This is a genomic window from Pseudolysinimonas sp. (assembly GCF_049651805.1).
In the GTDB taxonomy this organism is placed as follows: domain Bacteria; phylum Actinomycetota; class Actinomycetes; order Actinomycetales; family Microbacteriaceae; genus Pseudolysinimonas_A.
On the sequence record NZ_JBASCU010000021.1, the window covers coordinates 17,388 to 34,959 of the forward strand.

Genomic DNA, 17,572 nt, shown 5'->3' on the forward strand with positions numbered 1-17,572 from the left:
TCGCGGTGACCGACCAGCCGCTGCTCCGGGTGCGGCATCGCGGTCCCACTCCGCAGCAGATCCGCATTCGCCGGATCGTGACGGTTCTCATCGTCGTCGGGGTGTTGGCCGCCATCGTCGGCGCCTTCTTCATCTTCGCCCCGAAGGGTGGAACCCCCGTGGCTGAACCTTCCGAGACATCCATCCCGACCCCGACCCCGACCCCGACGCCCACCCCGACGCCGACCTTCCCCCTCGATCAGTTCGACATCGACAGCGCCGCAAGCATCCAGGTCGTCGTCAACAAGTTGCGCCCGCTCAACCCGCAGGATTACGCGCCCGCCGACCTCGTCGCACTGAACATCATCGGCGGGGGCCAGCTGCGCGCGGAGGCCGCCGGCAAGATGCAGGAGCTGCTCGCGGCGCACACCGCCGAGACCGGCCTCGAGATGCAGTCACTGTCGACCTATCGCAGCTACGGCCGCCAGGTGGATGTCTACAACGGCTGGGTGAACCAGCTCGGCCAGGAGGGCGCCGACCTCACGAGCGCCCGCCCCGGCCACAGCGAACACCAGACCGGTCTCGCGATCGACCTCGGCGCAGTTCCCTCGCAGTGCAACCTCGACCAGTGCTTCGCGACCACCGCGCAGGGCGAATGGCTCGCCGCCAACGCGTGGCGGTTCGGTTTCGTCATCCGCTACCCCGAGGGCTATACGCCCATCACCGGGTTCGAGTTCGAGCCCTGGCACGTGCGCTACGTCGGCATCCCGATCGCGACCGAGATGCACGACACCGGCGTCCTGACCCTCGAGGAGTTCTTCGGCCTCCCCGCCGCCCCCACCTACGCCGGCTGATCTTCCACCACCGGCGCCATAGAGGGTTCTCTGACGCGACGGAGCCCCGCGCGCGGGGGTCCCCAGCAACAGAGAACCCTCTATGCGCCGATCAGGAGCCGAGGGCGGCGTCGACGATGAGCTTCGCTTCGGCTTGCACGTCGGCGAGATGGTCGGGCCCGCGGAAGGATTCGGCGTAGATCTTGTAGACGTCTTCGGTGCCCGAGGGGCGCGCGGCGAACCAGGCGTGCTCGGTGACGACCTTCACTCCGCCGATCGCGGCGTCGTTGCCCGGGGCGGTCGACAGCCGGCCCGTGATCGGGTCACCGGCGAGCTTGTCGGCGCGGATGTCGGAACCCGACAACTTGCCGAGCCGCGCCTTCTGTGCGGGCGACGCGGCGGCATCCACGCGGGCGTAGGCGGGGTCGCCGAACTCCTCCGTCAGCTCGCGGTAGAGGGCCGACGGCGACTTGCCCGTCACCGCTCGGATCTCGGCGGCGAGCAGCGCGAGGATGATCCCGTCCTTGTCGGTCGTCCAGGCCGAGCCGTCGTGTTCGAGGAACGACGCCCCGGCGCTCTCTTCGCCGCCGAACGCGACGGAGCCGTCGATGAGTCCGGGCACGAACCACTTGAAGCCGACCGGCACCTCCCAGAGCCGCCGGCCGAGCGACGCGGCCACTCGGTCGATCATCGAGCTCGACACGAGCGTCTTGCCGATCGCCGCATCCGCGTACCAGCCGTCGCGGTGGGTGAACAGGTACTGGATGGCGACGGCGAGGTAGTGGTTGGGGTTCATCAGTCCGCCGTCGGGGGTGACGATGCCGTGGCGGTCGGCGTCGGCGTCGTTGCCCGTGAGGATGTCGAAGTCCCCGGCCCGCGCGACGACGGATGCCATCGCATTCGGCGACGACGGATCCATGCGGATCTTCTCGTCCCAGTCCAACGTCATGAACCCCCAGCGGGGATCGACGTCAGGGTTCACCACCTCCAACGGCAGTCCGTAGTGCGTCGCGATGAGTTTCCAGTAGTCGACGCTCGCGCCGCCGAGCGGGTCGGCGCCGAGCCGCAGACCCGAGGCCCGGATCGCCCCCAGATCGAGCACGGCGGCGAGGTCGTGCACGTACTCGCCGCGGAAGTCGTAGGGCTCTGCCGTAACCCCCCGAGAGCGTTTCACGTCCCGGTTTCCCGCGGCGATGATCTCATTCGCGCGTCCCGCGATCCAGCCGGTGGCATCCGAGTCGGCGGGGCCGCCGTGCGGCGGGTTGTACTTGAAGCCGCCGTCGCGCGGCGGGTTGTGGCTCGGCGTGATGACGATGCCGTCGGCCTGCGCGCCGCCGACCGGCAGCCCGCGGTTGTGGCGGATGATGGCGCGCGACACAGCGGGCGTCGGCACCCAGCCGTTCCCGGCATCCACCAGCGCCGTCACCCCGTTCGCCGCGAGCACCTCGAGGCAGGTGACCTGCGCGGGCGCGGAGAGCGCGTGCGTGTCGGCGCCGACGAAGACCGGCCCCTCGACGCCCTGGGTGGCGCGGTACTCGACGATCGCCTGCGTGATCGCGGCGATGTGGGTGTCGGTGAAGGCTCCGTCGAGGCTCGAGCCGCGGTGGCCGCTCGTGCCGAAGACGACGGGTTGGTCGGCGGCCGCCGGAGCCTCGTACGCCCGCAACAGGTCGTCGAGGTCGACGAGGTCAGACTCTCGGGCGGGGGTGCCAGCGCGTTCCGTCATCTGCTCATCCTTTCACCGGGCTAGGCTCCCAGCCATGCCGAGCTACAGCTATCTGGGGCCCGCCGGCACCTTCACCTGGCTCGCGCTCACCCAGGTGCCCGAGGCCGCGGGTGAGGACTGGCGCAGCGTCAACAACGTCGGCGAAGCGCTGGATGACGTCATCTCCGGGCGCAGCGTCGCCGCGATGATCGCGATCGAGAACAGCATCGAAGGCGGGGTGAGCGCCACGCAGGATGCGCTCGCCAACATTCCGGGGCTGCGCATCGTCGGCGAGTACCTGGTGCCGGTCAACTTCTCGCTCGTGGCGCGGCCCGGCACCCGACTCGCCGACGTGCACGTCATCGCGGCGCATCCCGTCGCCTACGCGCAGTGCCACCTCTGGCTCGATCGTGAGCTGCCCGACCACGAGCACCTGCCCGCCACCTCGAACGTGAGCGCGGCATCCGGTCTGCTCGAGCCGGGTGCCATCACGAACGCCGCGGTCGCGCCCCCCGGCATCGAGAAGGAACTCGGCGTCGAGGTGCTCGCGGAAGGGATCGGCGACAACCCGAACGCGGTCACCCGGTTCGTGCTCGTGTCGTCGAGCCTCGCCATCCCCGAACGCACCGGCGCCGACAAGACGAGCGTCATCGTCGAGCTGCCCTCCGACGCCCCCGGCGCGCTGATGGAGATGCTCGAACAGTTCGCGACGCGCGGGGTCAACCTGAGCCTGCTCGAGTCGCGTCCCATCGGAGACGCGCTGGGCCGCTACCGGTTCGTCGTCGACCTCGACGGCCACGTGCACGACGAGCGGGTCGCCGACGCGCTGCTGGGCCTCAAACGGTTCAGCCCGAGCGTGATGTTCCTCGGTTCGTATCCCCGCGCAGATCGTCAGAATGTGGAGGTACGGTCCCGCTACAACGACGACGTGTTCGTCGAGGCGCGCGACTGGTTGCGGGCGATCCTGTCGGCCGAACCGGAAGCCTGAGCCCGGAACGAGGAGGTTCGGATGGCCGAGATCGACCCCAAGTATGCCGCGCAGTTCCAGCGCGGCTTCGATCCCGAGCAGCACGAAGCTTCGCCTGTTCGTCGCGGACCGGTGCGGCTGGCCGGCGGGCCGGCACCGACCGCAGAACGGGTGGCCGAGCCGCCGCGGAGGCCCCCGAAGCCCGAGGTCGCCGAGATCGCGGATGCCGACCCGGCCGCGTCCGCAACGCACGAGAGCGACGAGCCGACGTCGCAGCCGCCTCTCGTCTGGTGGGACTGGCTGCTGCCCGGGATCGGCGCCGGACTCGTCGTCGTATCGCTCCTGCTCTGGTGGAGCCTTGCCACGGACACGGGGGCGTACTTCGGCACGGGTGACAGCGATCGGTGGACGATCTTCCTCCAGTACGCGCGCTCCGAACTCGCCGGGCCGTTGCTCATGGCCGGAGTCGTCGCCGTGACCGCCGGACTCGTGGTGCAAGCAGTCAGGCCGCGACGATGATGTCGCGGACGCTCGCGTTGGCGGCGCTCTCGGTCGTGCTGCTGAGCGCCGGGATCGCCGCGATGATGATCGGGGTCGAGAGCTGGTTCGTCGAGGGCGACCAGACGGTGGCGAGCGAAGGCGAATGGCAGACGTGGGTCGAGCGCCGGATGTGGGTGCAGACGCTCGCGCAGGCCGGCGCTCCGGCGGTGGCGGCCGGAGTCATCGTCGGCGTCGGCGCGCTCGCGCTCGTGGTGCGGGCGCGGGGCGTTCGCCGGACGCAGAAGGGCTGAACATGGCCGAGAACGCCGGGATCGATCCGCGGTACGCCGCGCAGTTTCAGCGCGGCTACGACCCCACGACGGATGCCGCACCGAGCCGCCGCGGACCGGTGCGCCTCGAGGGTGGCCCGCCGGCTACGGCAGCCCCCGTCCCCGATCCTCCTCCGCTGGCGGAGCGGCATCCTGTCGAGCCCGCGGTGAGGGCGGAGCCGGAGCCGGATGATCATCCGCCCGCCCCGCGGTCGCGCCTTGAGTGGGCGCTGCTCGGCGCAGGCGTCGCGTTGCTCGTGGCTGCGGGGGCGTTGTTCGTCGGCGCGGTACAACAGTTCGATCGGGACTCGGGATGGTTGCCCGGCTTCGAGAATCAGCTCTACGGAGCGGCTACCGACCAGCTGCCCGGCCCTCTCCTCGTGGCGGGAGTGCTGGCAATCGTCACCTGGATCGTGCTGCGAGCCATCTCGGCCGATCGGCGATCGCGATGACCTGGCGTCCGATCCTCGCGCTCGCCACGATCGCGCTGGTGCTCGCCGGCCTCGCCGTCGCGGCGACGCTGCGCCAGATTATCCCCCAGCTCACCCTCGCGGAGTTCGACGGCGGAGATCCGACCGACCAGATCGCGGTCGAGGCGTACTACGACTGGCTCAACAGCGGGTGGGTCTACTACCAGCAGGCGCCGTGGCTCGCGACCGGCGCGCTCATCGCGGCGGTGGCCGCGCTCGCCCTCGCGGCCTACCGTGCACAGCGTCGGATCGAGGATCAGGCCGGCTCGGCCTCGGCGAGGGCTTCACGGGAGACGGCGCGCTCCTGAGCCCGCTCGTCAGGCTCGACGTGATCCAGTTCCCGATCCTCGGGGATGCGCACGCGCACCGCGCCAGGCTCGATCGTCGTCGTGAACCGCACCACCATGCCGAAGTCGTCGCCATCGAGCTCGAACTCCTCGGCGTGGTCGAGCTCGACCTCGAAGCGCGCGCCCTTGAGGTAGCGCAGCGTGCGGATCTCGCGCGACATGCTCATGAGCTTCCGCCCGACGGTCGACCGGCGCAGCACCCCGTTCTCCCAGACGATCTTCACCCAGACCTGCACCCAGCCGACGAACCCTTCCGGCCGCAGGCTCACGATGTCGAAGAGCCCGTCATCGACGGCGGCTTCGGGCAGCAGCAGGATGTTGCCCGGCAACGAGCCGCAGTTGCCGACCAGCACCGTGTGGGTGCTCATCGCGCGCCAGGGGGCGTCGTCCAGCCGGAAGCGCACCCGCATCCGGTTGGTGTCGCGCAACGCCTTGCGGATCGCGTCGATGTAGGCGAGCCACCCCATGCGGCGCTTGAGCTCTTCGTCGGAGTTGGCGACCATCTTCGCGTCGAGCCCGATGCCCGCCATCACCAGGAACGACCGGCTCTCGGTCGACCCGTCGGGGCGCTCGACCTCGGCGATGCCGAGATCGATGGCGCGGTTCTTGCCGGTGAAGGCGGTGCGCAGCGAGTCGGCGAGGTTGTTCAGCGAGAGGTCGAGGTTGCGGGCGAGCAGGTTGCCGGTGCCCGAGGGCAGCAGGGCGAGCGGCACGTCGGTCTCGCGCAGCCCCTCGGCAGCCGCCCGAACGGTGCCGTCGCCGCCGGCCGCGACCACGACATCCACGCCTTGTGCCGCAGCCTCGCGCGCCTGCCCGGTGCCCGGATCGTCGACGCTCGTCTCGAGCCACAGGCTCTTCGCCCAGCCGGAGTCGCGCTCGACGGCTGCGACAGCGGTGCGCAGCGCCGGCAGGTCGACCTTTACCGGGTTGTAGACGATAGCCGCACGCTGGGAGGGGGAAGGTTTCGCGGCCATGTGCTCACGGTAGTCGAGCGGATGTCGACCGGCCGGGGGGTTGCGGAGCACGTCAATAGGATGGACTCGTGATCGACCCGCAGTTGCTGCGCGAGAATCCCGACGTCGTCCGCCGTTCGCAGGAGGCGCGGGGGGTTCCCCTGTCGACCGTCGACGAGGCGATCGCCGCCGACGCCGCCCGCCGCGCCGCGCTGAACGCGTTCGAGTCGGTGCGTGCCGAGCAGAACGTGTTCGGAAAGACCGTCGCGACCGCGCCGAAAGACGAGAAGGCCGCCCTGGTCGCCCAGGCGCAGCAGATGGCGGCGCAGGTGAAGTCCGCGCAGGCGGCGGTGGCGGATGCCGAAGCCGAGTTCGCCGAGAAGGTCGGCGCGATCCAGAACGTCATCATCGACGGCGTGCCGGCGGGCGGCGAGGACGACTTCGTGACCGTCCGCGAGGTCGGCACGCCGGCATCCTTCGCCTTCGAACCGCGTGACCACCTCGCGATCGGCGAGATCCTCGGCGCGATCGACATGGAGCGCGGCGCGAAAGTCTCCGGCGCCCGCTTCTACTTTCTGCGCGGCGTCGGGGCGCGGCTCGAACTCGCGCTCATCCAGATGGGTCTCGACCGGGCGCTCGCCGCCGGATTCGAGCCGCTCATCACCCCGACGCTCGTGCGGCCCGACATCATGGCGGGCACCGGATTCCTCGGCGCGCACTCCGACGAGATCTACTACCTCGAGCGCGACGACCTCTACCTGACCGGCACGAGTGAGGTCGCGCTCGCCGGGTTCCACAAAGACGAGATCATCGACGTCTCGAAGGGGCCGCTGCGCTACGCCGGCATCTCGACTTGCTACCGGCGCGAAGCCGGGTCGGGCGGCAAGGACACCCGTGGCATCATCCGGGTGCACCAGTTCCAGAAGCTGGAGATGTTCACCTACATCGACCCCGCGGATGCCGAGAAGGAACACGAAGCGCTGCTGGCGATGCAGGAGGGGATGCTGCAGTCCCTCGGTCTGGCCTACCGCGTGATCGACATCGCGGCCGGCGACCTCGGCTCGAGCGCCGCCCGCAAGTTCGACGTCGAGGCCTGGGTGCCGACGCAAGGCGCCTACCGCGAACTCACCTCGACCTCCAACTGCACGACCTACCAGTCGCGCCGCCTCGACATCCGCTATCGCACCCCGGAGGGCAAGACCGCGCCGGTCGCGACCCTGAACGGCACCCTCGCCACGACGCGCTGGATCGTCGCGCTGCTCGAGACGCACCAGCAGGCCGACGGCTCCGTGCTCGTGCCGGAGGCGCTTCAGCCCTATCTGGGGCTGTCGGTGCTGGAACCGAAGTGACCGATCGCTGGCTGGTCGCCCTCGACGTCGACGGGACGGTGTTACACGAAGACGGCACCATCACCGACGCGGTCTCCGCCGAGATCTCGCGCGTGCGCGACCTCGGGCACGAGGTGATGCTCGCCACCGGCCGGTCGGTGTCGATGACCCTTCCCGTGCTCGACCGCCTCGGTCTCGCGTCGCAATACGTCGTGTGCGCCAACGGGGCGATCGTGTTGCGACGCGACCCCGACGCGCCACTCGGATACGTCCGCGACCACGTCGAGACGTTCGACGCGACCGAGGTGCTCACTACCATCCGCGGGCACCTCGGCGACGCCAGCTTCGCCGTCGAGGATGCCGATGGCGTCTTCCGGTACACCGGCTTTTTCCCCGACGGCGCGCTCGCCGTCGCCAAGAACCAGGTCGAGTTCGACGAGCTGCTCGGGGTCGCGGCGACCCGTGTCGTCGTGATCTCGCCCGAGCACGCGACAGAAGACTTCCTTGCGGTCGTCGAGCGGATGGGCCTGCACAAGGTCAGCTACAACGTCGGCTGGACGGCGTGGCTCGACATCGCGCCCGACGGGGTGAACAAGGCGACGGGGCTGGAACGTGCGCGCGCGGCGCTGGGCATTCCGGCATCCCGGGTCTTCGTCGCCGGCGACGGGCGCAACGACATCGACATGTTCGAGTGGACCGCGGCCGCCGGCGGCGTCGCCGTCGCGATGGGCCAGGCGCCGGATGAGGTGCTCGCGGCCGCCACCGACCGCACCGGCACCGACATCGACGACGGGCTCGCCGACGCGCTCTCACGGCATTTCCAGGGTTAGAGCCCCTAAGGTCCACTACGATCAGGATTCGGATTCGCCAGGGAGGGCTGTCCGAGCGGCCGATGGAGCCAGTCTTGAAAACTGGTGGGCAGAAATGTCTCGTGGGTTCGAATCCCACGCCCTCCGCCGCTCCCGCCCGCCATAGAACCCGCAGGAGAAACGAGGACCGCCGTGAGCGAACTGCGTCAGCGCTCCGCGCGCACCCCCGGCGGCGACGGCGTCGTGCGCCACGGAAAGCTCAAGCGCGGCGCGGCGTGGAAGACGCTGCTCGCCATCGTCGCGAGCGGCCTCGCCGTCGTGCTGGTCTCGGGTGCCTCCGTCGCGGCGATCGCCGCGTGGCAACTGCAGTCCAACATCGAGACGGTCACGATCGACTTCGATGAGCAGGGCCCGCCCCCCGCGATCGGCGCCTTCGAGGGCGGATTCAACATCCTGCTCGTCGGCAGCGACACGCGCGAAGGCCAAGGCGACGCGTTCGGCAAGGATCCCGGGTCGGAGCTCAACGACGTCAACATGCTGCTGCACGTCGCGCAAGACCAGAAGAGCGCGGTGCTCGTGAGCATCCCGCGTGACATGGTGGTGCCGCTGCCGCGGTGCGAGGACGGCGGCCCGGCGACCGGGCTGCCGATCAATGAGAGCTTCTCGTATGGCGGCCTCGCCTGCACGGTGGAGACGGTACAGAATCTGACGGGACTGCCGATTCAGTTCGCGGGTCTCATCACGTTCAACGGTGTGATCGCGATGTCGGATGCCGTCGGCGGTGTCGAGGTCTGCATCACCGAGCCGATCCTCGACCCGTACACCGGGCTCAACCTGCCGACGGCCGGGAGTCACACCTTGCAGGGGTGGAACGCGCTGGCGTTCCTGCGTTCGCGTCACGGCGTCGGCGACGGCAGCGACCTCGGCCGCATCAGCTCGCAGCAGGTCTTCCTCTCGTCGCTCGTGCGCAAGATCAAGAGCGACGACACCCTCACCGACTTCAGCAAGCTCTACGGCATCGCGCAGGCGGCGACGCAGAACATCACGCTCTCCGACAACTTCGCCCGCCTCGACACCCTCGTGTCGATCGCCCTCGTGCTCAAGAACATCCCGCTCGAGAACATCGCGATGGTGCAGTACCCGAGCCGCACCGGCGGCACCGGCATCTACCTCGGCAAGGTGCAGCCGATCACCTCGACGGCGACCGCGCTGTTCGATGCGATCAAGGCCGACGTGCCGATCGGGCTCGACGCCAACGCCGTCGGCGCGAACGGCGGCTCGCAACTCGACCCCAACGCGCCCGCCCCGGATCCGGCCGCCAGTCCCGACCCGTCGGCGACCCCCGACCCGTCGGCGACGCCGGAGGATCCCGGCCCGGCCGCACAGCTCATCCCCGGCCTGAAGGGCCAGACCGCGGCCCAATACACCTGCTCGGTCGCGAACTGATCGGTCGCCCGACGGCGGGAACAAGCCGAGGGTGCCGCTAGGATGACTGAGGCAGTTCCGGGAGACGTCGCATAGTCCGGTCGAGTGCACCACCCTGCTAAGGTGGAGAACCCTCACGGGTTCCGAGGGTTCAAATCCCTCCGTCTCCGCTCCTGTTTTCCCTGATCAGCCGGCACTTTTCTCATGCCTCGCGTGAGCTCTCGGTGTTGTCAGACGGTGCCTTCGAGTGTCCCCAGTGTGTCCCCGGGGACACTAGGGGGACACATGCAAGCCGGGGCCAGGTGACATCGCGCAGAAATGCCTGGTCAGCGGGACAACGTGCCCGCAAACGCTCCACCTCGGAAGAGTGGAGTCTCCCACTGGCAGCTACCGCACGCGACCTCGCCACTTGGTCCGCACGGGACGGTCGACAGGACCGGCCCGCCGCGGCGCCGATGCGGGTGGTCGCGACTACCCTGGACGCATGGACGCCCGACAAGGGGAGGCTGCCGCCCTCCTCGCACTCCTCAGGGCACGCCCTGGCGGGGCGAGCTGGGGCCAACTCGCCTCAGAAGTCGCCTTTGAGGGGAGTGCGAGGGCCGTGCTGCGGGGCTCCCGATGAGGACGCTCTCTTCGCGCTGCCGCTCGACGAGCATGCGCTCGCAGAGGCCGTTCTGGAGATCGGGCGGTGGCGCGAGCAGGGAATGCAGTTTGTAACGGTTCTAGATCCGGAATATCCCGCCCGACTCCTCGACATCCGTGAGACGCCGTTTCTCTTCTACGAGGGGGAGCTCCGCAGCCACGATCTGGGCATGTCCGTAGTCGGATCGCGTGCCGCCTCGGCGGCGGGCCTCGAGCTGTCCCGAACAGTGGCGCAGTTCCTCGTCTCGGAGGGACTCACGGTGATCGCTGGCCTCGCTGCGGGGATCGACACGGCTGCCCACCGCGCAGCGCTCGATGCCGGCGGCCGAACAGTTGCCTTCCTTGGAAATGGAATCACCCGCGAGTATCCGAAGGAGAACGCCGCGCTACAGCACGAGATTGGGATGAACGGTCTTGTTCTCTCGCAGTTTTACCCGGATGCCCCGCCGACGAAATTCACGTTCCCGATGCGGAACGCCTCGATGTCCGGCTATGGGCTCGCGACGATAATCGTCGAAGCCGGGGAACTTTCCGGAACGAGGATCCAGGCTCGTCTAGCGCGGGAGCACGGGCGCCCCGTAATCCTGTCGTCCAGAGTCGCGGACGAGACGACATGGGGTGCGGCGCTCGCAGGCGCCCCGGGGATATTTGTCGCATCGACGGTCGGGCAGTTGAAGGACGCGATACGCGAGATCATCGATGCTCCGGGCCTGCTTGACTCTGCGCTGGCGGAGCTTGCTGCATCGTGACGCGCGAGTTCTCGCCGCAGGTTCAGCAGGTCGCGGCGGGGCTACTGCTCGAGGCGGGCACTGGCCTCTATAGCGTTGTTCGAGAGCCGGGAGCCACGTGCGACGTCTGCGCGACGCCTCTCACTCTGGATCGCGGCTACACGAAGTGCTTTCAGTGTCAGGGCCACGCGCAGTCCGGCGTGGCCCTCGCCGACCGCGTCGGGGCACTCGTCTACGCGCTTGAGGGTGATTCTCAGGTCTACAAGATCGTGCAGAACTACAAAGCACCCGCATATGCCGAGACAAGCCTCCCGAGGTGCCCTCCCATGGAAGCGACTCTGGGTCGTCCTGACCTACCCGGTGCTCTGGATCATCGTCGTGCTCATCCGCGGCGCAACCGACGGTTGGGTGCCATACCCGTTCCTTGATCCCGCCACCGGGTACGGGAGCGTCGCGATCTACTCCATCGTCATCTTCGTCGCGACCATCATCGTCGGCGCCGTCGTCTTCGGACTGAGTCGACTGCGCATCATCAAGCCATAGTCGGCAATCGTGTGGATGCCTCCACCTCAACTGGGTGGAGCACCAGCCAGGATGTAACCACCCGCTGATCAGGCGAAAGCTGGTGTGGTCGCGATGTCGGGCGTAGAACTGTTGGCATGGAGATCGCGGAGTGGTGGCCGAACACCCCGGTGGTGGTTCGCCGTCGACTCATCAATCACCCATGGGATCCGGTGGCGCCGTACGTGATGGAGCAGGTGCATGAGGCCGGCGGGCCGGCGCCGGACTCGGGCTGGTGGGAGCCGAACAAGGGCTGGGAGAACGGCGAGCTGTTCCTCGCTGCGACGCCGCATCCACTACGCGGGCGCCGCGCCGAAGCTGAGCTGACATACGTGTATAGATGACTATAGACACGGCTACACAATGCTGCTAGACATGGCGACATGCCCGAAAATGTCGCCCGAACTGGTCTTCGGCGCGGCCTGAAATCGCTAGGCGCGCTCAACGAATTGGGCGTGCTGCTCGCGCTCATCGGTCTGATCGCCGTCATCGCGATCTCGCATCCGAACTTCCTCTCGTTCGCATCACTGATCAACGTTGCGCAGGGCGCGTCGATCTACGGGATGATCGCCCTGGGCATGGTCTTCCTGCTCGCGATGCGCGAGATCGACCTCTCGGTCGGCGCGAACTACGGGTTATCGATCATGGCGGCTGCCATGCTCATCACCTCGTGGGGATGGGATCCGTGGATCGCAGCCGGAGCGTCCGTGATCCTCTCGATGGCATTGGGTGCCTTCAACGGCGTCCTTGCGAATGCGCTTGCAGTACCGGCGATCATCGTCACACTGGGCACGCTCTCCGCGTACCGCGGCGCCACCCTCGTGCTCTCCGGAGGTCGCTACACGCCGTCGATGCCGGAGAGCAGCTTTTTCGACCTGATCGGAAGCCGCTGGCTCGGGGTGCCCGCGTCGATCTGGGTCCTCGGCATGCTGACGGTCCTCCTGACTTTCGTCTTCCGCTTCACGCGGTTCGGATTCGTCGTCCGCGCCATCGGGTCGAACGAGCAGGCAGCACGGTTGAGCGGCATCCCCATTCGTCGGGTCCGCCTCATCACGCTCACCATGGTCGGCGGCATCTGCGGCATCGCGGGCATGCTGACCTTCGCATTCTTCGAGTCGGCCGACACCAACTTCGGGAGCGGTTACGAGCTGCTCGTGATCGCTGCCGCGATCATCGGCGGCACCGGATTGTCGGGCGGATCGGGAAGCGTTCTCGGTGCCCTGGTCGGCGCTCTCCTCATCTCCACGATTCAGAGCGGACTCGTCCAGTTCGGCGTCGACCCGAACTGGAGCAGCCTCGTCACGGGCGCCGTGATCATCGCGGCGGTCGCCGTCGACTCCCTCGTCAAGCGCCGTCGTTCACGAACACGGTGACGGCGCTCGCGTCTTGCAGCAATCCGACGATCACAACAAAGGAGAAGCATGAAGAACAGGCAGTACTTCGCCATCGCTGCTGCGGCAGCGGTCCTGCTCGCCACCGCTGCGTGCAGTAACACGGGCTCCGATGATCCCGGCGACGCAGCCGACCCCTCGGGCGGTTGCGATGTCGGGGGTGCCAAGGTCGCCGTCGTTCCCCACTTCCAGTCCCCCTTCACCAACCAGTTCATCGTCGGCGCCCAAGCGGCAGCGGACGAGTGCAATGCGGAACTGCAGGCGGCGGGACCGCAGGGCATCGACACCCCGGCCCAGATCCAGCAGTTCAACGACTTGGTGTCCACGGGGGCGGAGGCTATCGTGGTCGTCGCGTATCCGTCCGACCTCTGGGTGAAGCCGATCGACGAAGCCGTCGCGGCCGGAACCGAAGTCGGAACGGTGGATGTCGCGTCTCCCGAATCCGATCAGCTCATCATGGCGGCTCCGAAGCAGACCGACTTCGGTCGCGCGCTCGGCGAGGCACTCGCCGAGCAGCTCGGACCGGATGCCGAGGGCCTCGTAGTCACGGGCATCTGCTTCCCGGGGCTCGACGTCCTCGAGCAGCGTCTCGTCGGCTTCAACGAGGTGATGGCCGAAAAGGTGCCCGGTGTGACCATCGCACCTGCAATCGACACCACTTTCGAGCCGGCGAAGAACTTCAGCGCCTGGGAGCGCCTCATGCAGGAGAACCCGGACGCTCTCGCCGCTGTGGGCATCTGCGACGGTGATGCAGCCAACCTCGTGAAGGTGCGCGAGGAGGCGGATGACGCTCAATGGATCATCGCTGTCGAGGGTGGTCTCGACCCGATCGCACTCCAGGGCGTGGCCGACGGCGAAGTCGCCGTCCTTGTTGACGCGCAACCGTTCCTCCAGGGATACACCGCCATGCGGGCGCTCTTGACCAAGGTCGCCGGCGGAAACGTCTCGACCGGCTGGATTGACACCGGCACCGGGACGGTCACCACGGAGAACGTCGCGGAGATCACGGCGCGCGAGGAATCGATCGCCGACGGATACGAGGATTCGCTCGCGTACTACGGAGCAGACATCGAGCGAATCTTCGCCGACCTGTCCGCGAACGTGAAGCCGTTCACCGACTACCTGGCGCCGTGACATCAACCCCCATCCTGTCCGCCGTCGGAGTGCGCAAGCGCTTCGGCGGTGTCCAGGCTCTCACCGGGGTGGACCTCGACGTCCATCCCGGTGAGGTGCACGCCCTCGTCGGCGAGAACGGCGCGGGAAAGTCGACACTCATGAAGTTCCTGGTCGGCGCTGAGACGGCGGACGAGGGTGACCTGCTCCGCAACGGCGAGCCCATTCAGCTCGCCAACGTCCGCGACGCCGCGCGCCAAGGCGTGGCTATCGTGTTCCAGGAGCTGAGTCTTTACGGCGATCTCGACGTCTTGGCGAACCTATTCCTGCTGCGAGAGCCGCCGCTAGGCTTCCTGCGTCGGCGCACCCTGGAACGCCGAGCCCGGACCGTTCTGGATTCGATCGGACTCGATGTCGACCTTCGTCGGCCCGTCGCCGACCTCACTCTCAGCGAGCAGCAGTTGGTCGAGATCGCCAAGGCCATGATCGATCGCTCGGACGTCCTCATCCTCGACGAACCGAACTCAGCGCTGAACGCGGTCGAGAGCGAGCGCCTCTTCGAGGTTGTGCGCCGCTTGCGCGATGAGGGCACCGCGATCCTCTATGTTTCCCACCGACTCGAGGAGGTGTTCCGTATCTCGGACCGCATCAGCGTGATGCGCAACGGCACCATCGTCGACCGTTCTGCGATCACCGACACGACCATTCCGAAGGTCGTCGCCTCCATGATCGGTCGCGCGGCCCGCGATCGATCGCACCGTAGTGAACGCGAGTTCACGGGCGACGCACCGACGTTGCAGGTCGAGGGGCTCCGAGTGCGAGGGCAGGTTGCGGATGTGACATTCGTCGCTGCGCGGGGTGAGATCGTCGGGCTCGCAGGGCTGGAGGGCTCCGGCGTCCGTGCTGTGCTGGACGTCCTGGCCGGTTTGCGAAAGGCGGATGAGGGGAAGGTGGTCCTTCCGGACGGAGGCGGAGGGCCCGCATCCATTCACGAAGCGATCCGGCGAGGAGTCGCGCACGTACCCGCCGATCGACGTACCGAGGGTGTCGCCCTGGATCAGTCGAACCTGGACAACCTGACCCATGTCACGACCGGGGCCCTGGGCCGTCAGGGCTGCGTGCTCCGCAGACGCGAGTTGCTTCGAACAGTGAGCGAGTTGATGGAGAAGCTGCGGATCTCCTCGTCGCCCGATGCCCCGACGCGTTCGCTCTCGGGTGGCAATCAACAGAAGGTCGTGCTGGGGAAGTGGCTCGCGGCGCAGCCACGCCTGTTCCTCTTCGACGACCCGACCCGTGGAGTGGACATCGGCGCCAAGGACGAGATCTACGACATCCTGTCCCAAGTGGCAGGACAGGGATGCACCATCCTCTTCTCGTCGACCGAACTGCCGGAGTACCTGACAGTCTGTGATCGCGTACTGGTCTTCTATTCCGGCCGGGTCACGGCCGAGATCGCGGCGAAGGATCTCACCGTCCACGGCCTGTTGGAAGCCATCAACACCGGCAACGACGCCAGAGCGGAGGTTCGATCATGAACGCAACCGAAACGACGACCATCGGCTCGACCCAGGTGACCGTATCCCGCCTCGGACTCGGCACCAATCCGCTCGGCGGCATGTTCGAGGCGGTCCCCGAAGACGAAGCCATCGCGACCGTCGCGGATGCCTTGCACGCAGGACTCCGCCTGTTCGACACCGCTCCGGTGTATGGCTACGGAAACGCCGAACGTGCAGTCGGGATCGCCCTCGCCGGTGCGGCACGGGAATCGGTGACGGTCACTACGAAGGTCGGACGCCTTCTGCGTCCGCACGAAGCGAGCGGTGAGCGCGACACGTCCGTGCTGTTCGAGGGTCACCCGCTCTACAGGGGCACTCCTGATCTGGAACCGCGCTGGGACTTCTCCTACGACGGTGCTATGCGGTCGCTCGAAGAGAGCCTCGTCCGGATCGGAATGGACCGAGTGGATGCCGTTTACGTCCATGACCCGGATGATCAGATCCAGGAGGCAGCGGAAGGCGCGTGCAAAGCCTTGGCGAAGCTGAAGGATGAAGGCGTGATCGGAGCGATCGGGGTCGGCTGCAACAGCACCCGGGCCCTGGTAGCGATGGCGAATCGAGCACCCTTGGACTGCGTCCTGGTTGCTGGCCGCTACAGCCTCATGGACCAGGAGGCGACCGACGAGCTGTTGCCCTTGTGCGTCCGCGACGGAATCTCCGTCGTTGCCGGCGGCGTCTACAACTCCGGGCTGCTCTGCCATCCCGAACCGCGGCAGCTGATCGACAAGACCGACAAATCGGCCTCGGCGATTCCGACTTGGCGCGGGTCGGCGACATTCAACTACACGCCGGCATCGCGAGAGCGAATCGAGCAGGCTCAGGTCCTTGCCGATGCGTGCCACGAATTCGGCGTACCCCTGATGGCGGCCGCCATTCAATTCCCCCTGCGGCATCCGGCGGTTGCGAGCGTGCTGATGGGCCCGCGAAATCGTGTCGAGCTCCGGCAGAATCTGGAGATGTTCGAGTTCCCTATTCCTGACGAGATGTGGGACGAACTCCGGCGGCGAAACCTGATCGGCGCAATTGAGGGTTCGCGCTGATGACCGGCGACCAGGCAGCCACGGTCGTCGTCCGGGACCTCGGTCAGCCGGAGACGCCGGTGCTCGGCGCCGACGGCGGCTGGACGTTGGTCGAGATGCGCGGAGACCGTTCGTGCGTCTCGGTGGTCGCGGCCGGTGAGCGCACCGCGCGGCCGATCGCTCGCACCGGCAGGCCGAACGGTGTCGCCGTCGATGCATTCGGACGATGCTGGGTCGCCGACACCGACCCGCCGGCCCTGGTACGCATCCCCCGCGGCGGAGATCCCGAGGTGCTGCTCACCGAGGCCGCGGGTGCGCCACTGCTCTTTCCCAATGACTTGCAGTTCGGGCCGGACGGGTTCCTCTATCTCACCGACTCGGGCATCCTGCTCGATGACTGGGCACCGGGCGGAGCGCTGCGCTCCGACTGGCGGCACGCTCGCTGCAACGGCCGGGTTCTCCGAATCGATCCGCGCACGCTCATCGCCACCTGTCTCGACGATGGCCTGCAATTCGTGAATGGTCTCGCCTTCTCACCCGACGGCGCTTACCTGTACGTCAACGAGATGATGACGGGCGACATCCACAGGTATGCCGGATTGCAGAGAGGGACGTTCTCGTCGCGAGAGACGGTGGCGAACGTGATCATCCCTGATCCCGAGGGCGGCTTCCGGGGCCCTGACGGGATGGCGTTCTCGGTGGACGGACGATTGTGGATCACCGTGTTCGGACAAGGGGATGTCACCGTCGTCGATCCCGACCACGGTGTGATCCAGCGGGTACGCACGCTCGGGGCGTACCCAACCAACTGCGCTTTCGGCAGCACTGGCGAGCGGCGACTGTACGTGACCGAGGCGGAGCTCGGGCAACTCGAGTCCCACGATGTCGGTGTCGACGGGGCGCCGATCCACCTTGGTGAGACCTGAGCGGAACTGGA

19 protein-coding genes and 2 tRNA genes are annotated in these 17,572 nt (G+C 67.7%); 19 read left to right on the forward strand and 2 right to left on the reverse strand.

Annotated elements, in window-relative coordinates:
- The first annotated feature begins 5 nt into the window (after window positions 1-5).
- On the forward strand, window positions 6-833 hold the full coding sequence (locus WBL06_RS04770; RefSeq protein WP_424454829.1) for a M15 family metallopeptidase: 828 nt from the start codon (window positions 6-8) through the stop codon (window positions 831-833).
- A 91-nt stretch (window positions 834-924) separates the two neighbouring features.
- Here the strand turns inward: WBL06_RS04770 and pgm are convergent, their stop codons facing one another.
- Window positions 925-2,538 carry a phosphoglucomutase (alpha-D-glucose-1,6-bisphosphate-dependent) gene (gene pgm / locus WBL06_RS04775; RefSeq protein WP_424454830.1) on the reverse strand — a complete coding sequence of 538 codons (1,614 nt, stop codon included), beginning with the start codon at window positions 2,536-2,538 and terminating at the stop codon, window positions 925-927.
- A 34-nt stretch (window positions 2,539-2,572) separates the two neighbouring features.
- On the opposite strand from pgm, the gene pheA reads away from it, so the two are divergent.
- From pheA to WBL06_RS04800, 5 genes are read left to right on the forward strand one after another with little or no spacing between them, the layout of a single operon-like run.
- Entirely contained in the window at window positions 2,573-3,505 is a 933-nt protein-coding gene (pheA, locus tag WBL06_RS04780; protein WP_424454831.1) for a prephenate dehydratase, read from the forward strand.
- Window positions 3,506-3,526: 21 nt separating this feature from the next.
- Complete coding sequence (locus WBL06_RS04785; protein ID WP_424454832.1) at window positions 3,527-4,003, forward strand: hypothetical protein; 477 nt, start codon at window positions 3,527-3,529, stop codon at window positions 4,001-4,003.
- Window positions 4,000-4,275, forward strand: a complete 276-nt coding sequence (locus tag WBL06_RS04790) for a hypothetical protein (protein WP_424454833.1) — start codon at window positions 4,000-4,002, stop codon at window positions 4,273-4,275. The genes WBL06_RS04785 and WBL06_RS04790 overlap by 4 nt, the downstream gene beginning before the upstream one ends.
- A 2-nt stretch (window positions 4,276-4,277) precedes the next feature.
- Entirely contained in the window at window positions 4,278-4,745 is a 468-nt protein-coding gene (locus WBL06_RS04795) for a hypothetical protein (protein WP_424454834.1), read from the forward strand.
- The gene (locus WBL06_RS04800) at window positions 4,742-5,071 is read left to right on the forward strand and encodes a hypothetical protein (protein WP_424454835.1); all 330 of its coding nucleotides are present in this window, start codon (window positions 4,742-4,744) and stop codon (window positions 5,069-5,071) included. Before WBL06_RS04795 ends, WBL06_RS04800 begins: the two co-directional genes overlap by 4 nt.
- On the opposite strand, the gene WBL06_RS04805 is transcribed toward WBL06_RS04800, so the two are convergent.
- Window positions 5,020-6,084 (reverse strand): diacylglycerol/lipid kinase family protein, encoded by a 1,065-nt coding sequence (locus WBL06_RS04805; RefSeq protein ID WP_424454836.1) that lies wholly within the window; start codon window positions 6,082-6,084, stop codon window positions 5,020-5,022. The genes WBL06_RS04800 and WBL06_RS04805 overlap by 52 nt on opposite strands.
- Window positions 6,085-6,152: 68 nt before the next feature.
- Here WBL06_RS04805 and serS point away from each other — a divergent pair, with 68 nt between their 5' ends.
- The 13 genes from serS (at window position 6,153) to WBL06_RS04870 (ending at window position 17,561) form a co-directional block, all read left to right on the forward strand.
- Window positions 6,153-7,412 (forward strand): serine--tRNA ligase, encoded by a 1,260-nt coding sequence (serS, locus tag WBL06_RS04810; protein ID WP_424454837.1) that lies wholly within the window; start codon window positions 6,153-6,155, stop codon window positions 7,410-7,412.
- Complete coding sequence (locus WBL06_RS04815; RefSeq protein ID WP_424454838.1) at window positions 7,409-8,221, forward strand: HAD family hydrolase; 813 nt, start codon at window positions 7,409-7,411, stop codon at window positions 8,219-8,221. The genes serS and WBL06_RS04815 overlap by 4 nt, the downstream gene beginning before the upstream one ends.
- Window positions 8,222-8,262: 41 nt before the next feature.
- Window positions 8,263-8,347, forward strand: a tRNA-Ser gene (locus WBL06_RS04820).
- 45 nt (window positions 8,348-8,392) lie between these two features.
- Window positions 8,393-9,646, forward strand: coding sequence for an LCP family protein (locus WBL06_RS04825; protein ID WP_424454839.1), 1,254 nt, complete (start codon window positions 8,393-8,395; stop codon window positions 9,644-9,646).
- Window positions 9,647-9,706: 60 nt separating this feature from the next.
- Window positions 9,707-9,795: transfer RNA gene (locus WBL06_RS04830), tRNA-Ser, on the forward strand.
- A 420-nt stretch (window positions 9,796-10,215) separates the two neighbouring features.
- Entirely contained in the window at window positions 10,216-11,016 is an 801-nt protein-coding gene (locus WBL06_RS04835) for a DNA-processing protein DprA (RefSeq protein ID WP_424454951.1), read from the forward strand.
- Between the two features lie 273 nt (window positions 11,017-11,289).
- Window positions 11,290-11,538: a Pr6Pr family membrane protein gene (locus WBL06_RS04840; protein WP_424454840.1), complete on the forward strand. Its 249-nt coding sequence runs from the start codon at window positions 11,290-11,292 to the stop codon at window positions 11,536-11,538.
- Window positions 11,539-11,654: 116 nt separating this feature from the next.
- A complete protein-coding gene (locus WBL06_RS04845; RefSeq protein ID WP_424454841.1) occupies window positions 11,655-11,900 on the forward strand; it encodes a hypothetical protein in 246 nt (81 codons plus the stop codon).
- A gap of 39 nt (window positions 11,901-11,939) precedes the next feature.
- Window positions 11,940-12,929 carry an ABC transporter permease gene (locus tag WBL06_RS04850; protein WP_424454842.1) on the forward strand — a complete coding sequence of 330 codons (990 nt, stop codon included), beginning with the start codon at window positions 11,940-11,942 and terminating at the stop codon, window positions 12,927-12,929.
- A 48-nt stretch (window positions 12,930-12,977) separates the two neighbouring features.
- On the forward strand, window positions 12,978-14,081 hold the full coding sequence (locus tag WBL06_RS04855; protein WP_424454843.1) for a sugar ABC transporter substrate-binding protein: 1,104 nt from the start codon (window positions 12,978-12,980) through the stop codon (window positions 14,079-14,081).
- Window positions 14,082-14,149: 68 nt separating this feature from the next.
- Complete coding sequence (locus WBL06_RS04860; protein WP_424454952.1) at window positions 14,150-15,595, forward strand: sugar ABC transporter ATP-binding protein; 1,446 nt, start codon at window positions 14,150-14,152, stop codon at window positions 15,593-15,595.
- Window positions 15,592-16,656: an aldo/keto reductase gene (locus WBL06_RS04865; RefSeq protein ID WP_424454844.1), complete on the forward strand. Its 1,065-nt coding sequence runs from the start codon at window positions 15,592-15,594 to the stop codon at window positions 16,654-16,656. Before WBL06_RS04860 ends, WBL06_RS04865 begins: the two co-directional genes overlap by 4 nt.
- On the forward strand, window positions 16,656-17,561 hold the full coding sequence (locus WBL06_RS04870) for an SMP-30/gluconolactonase/LRE family protein (RefSeq protein ID WP_424454845.1): 906 nt from the start codon (window positions 16,656-16,658) through the stop codon (window positions 17,559-17,561). Before WBL06_RS04865 ends, WBL06_RS04870 begins: the two co-directional genes overlap by 1 nt.
- Window positions 17,562-17,572 lie beyond the last annotated feature (11 nt).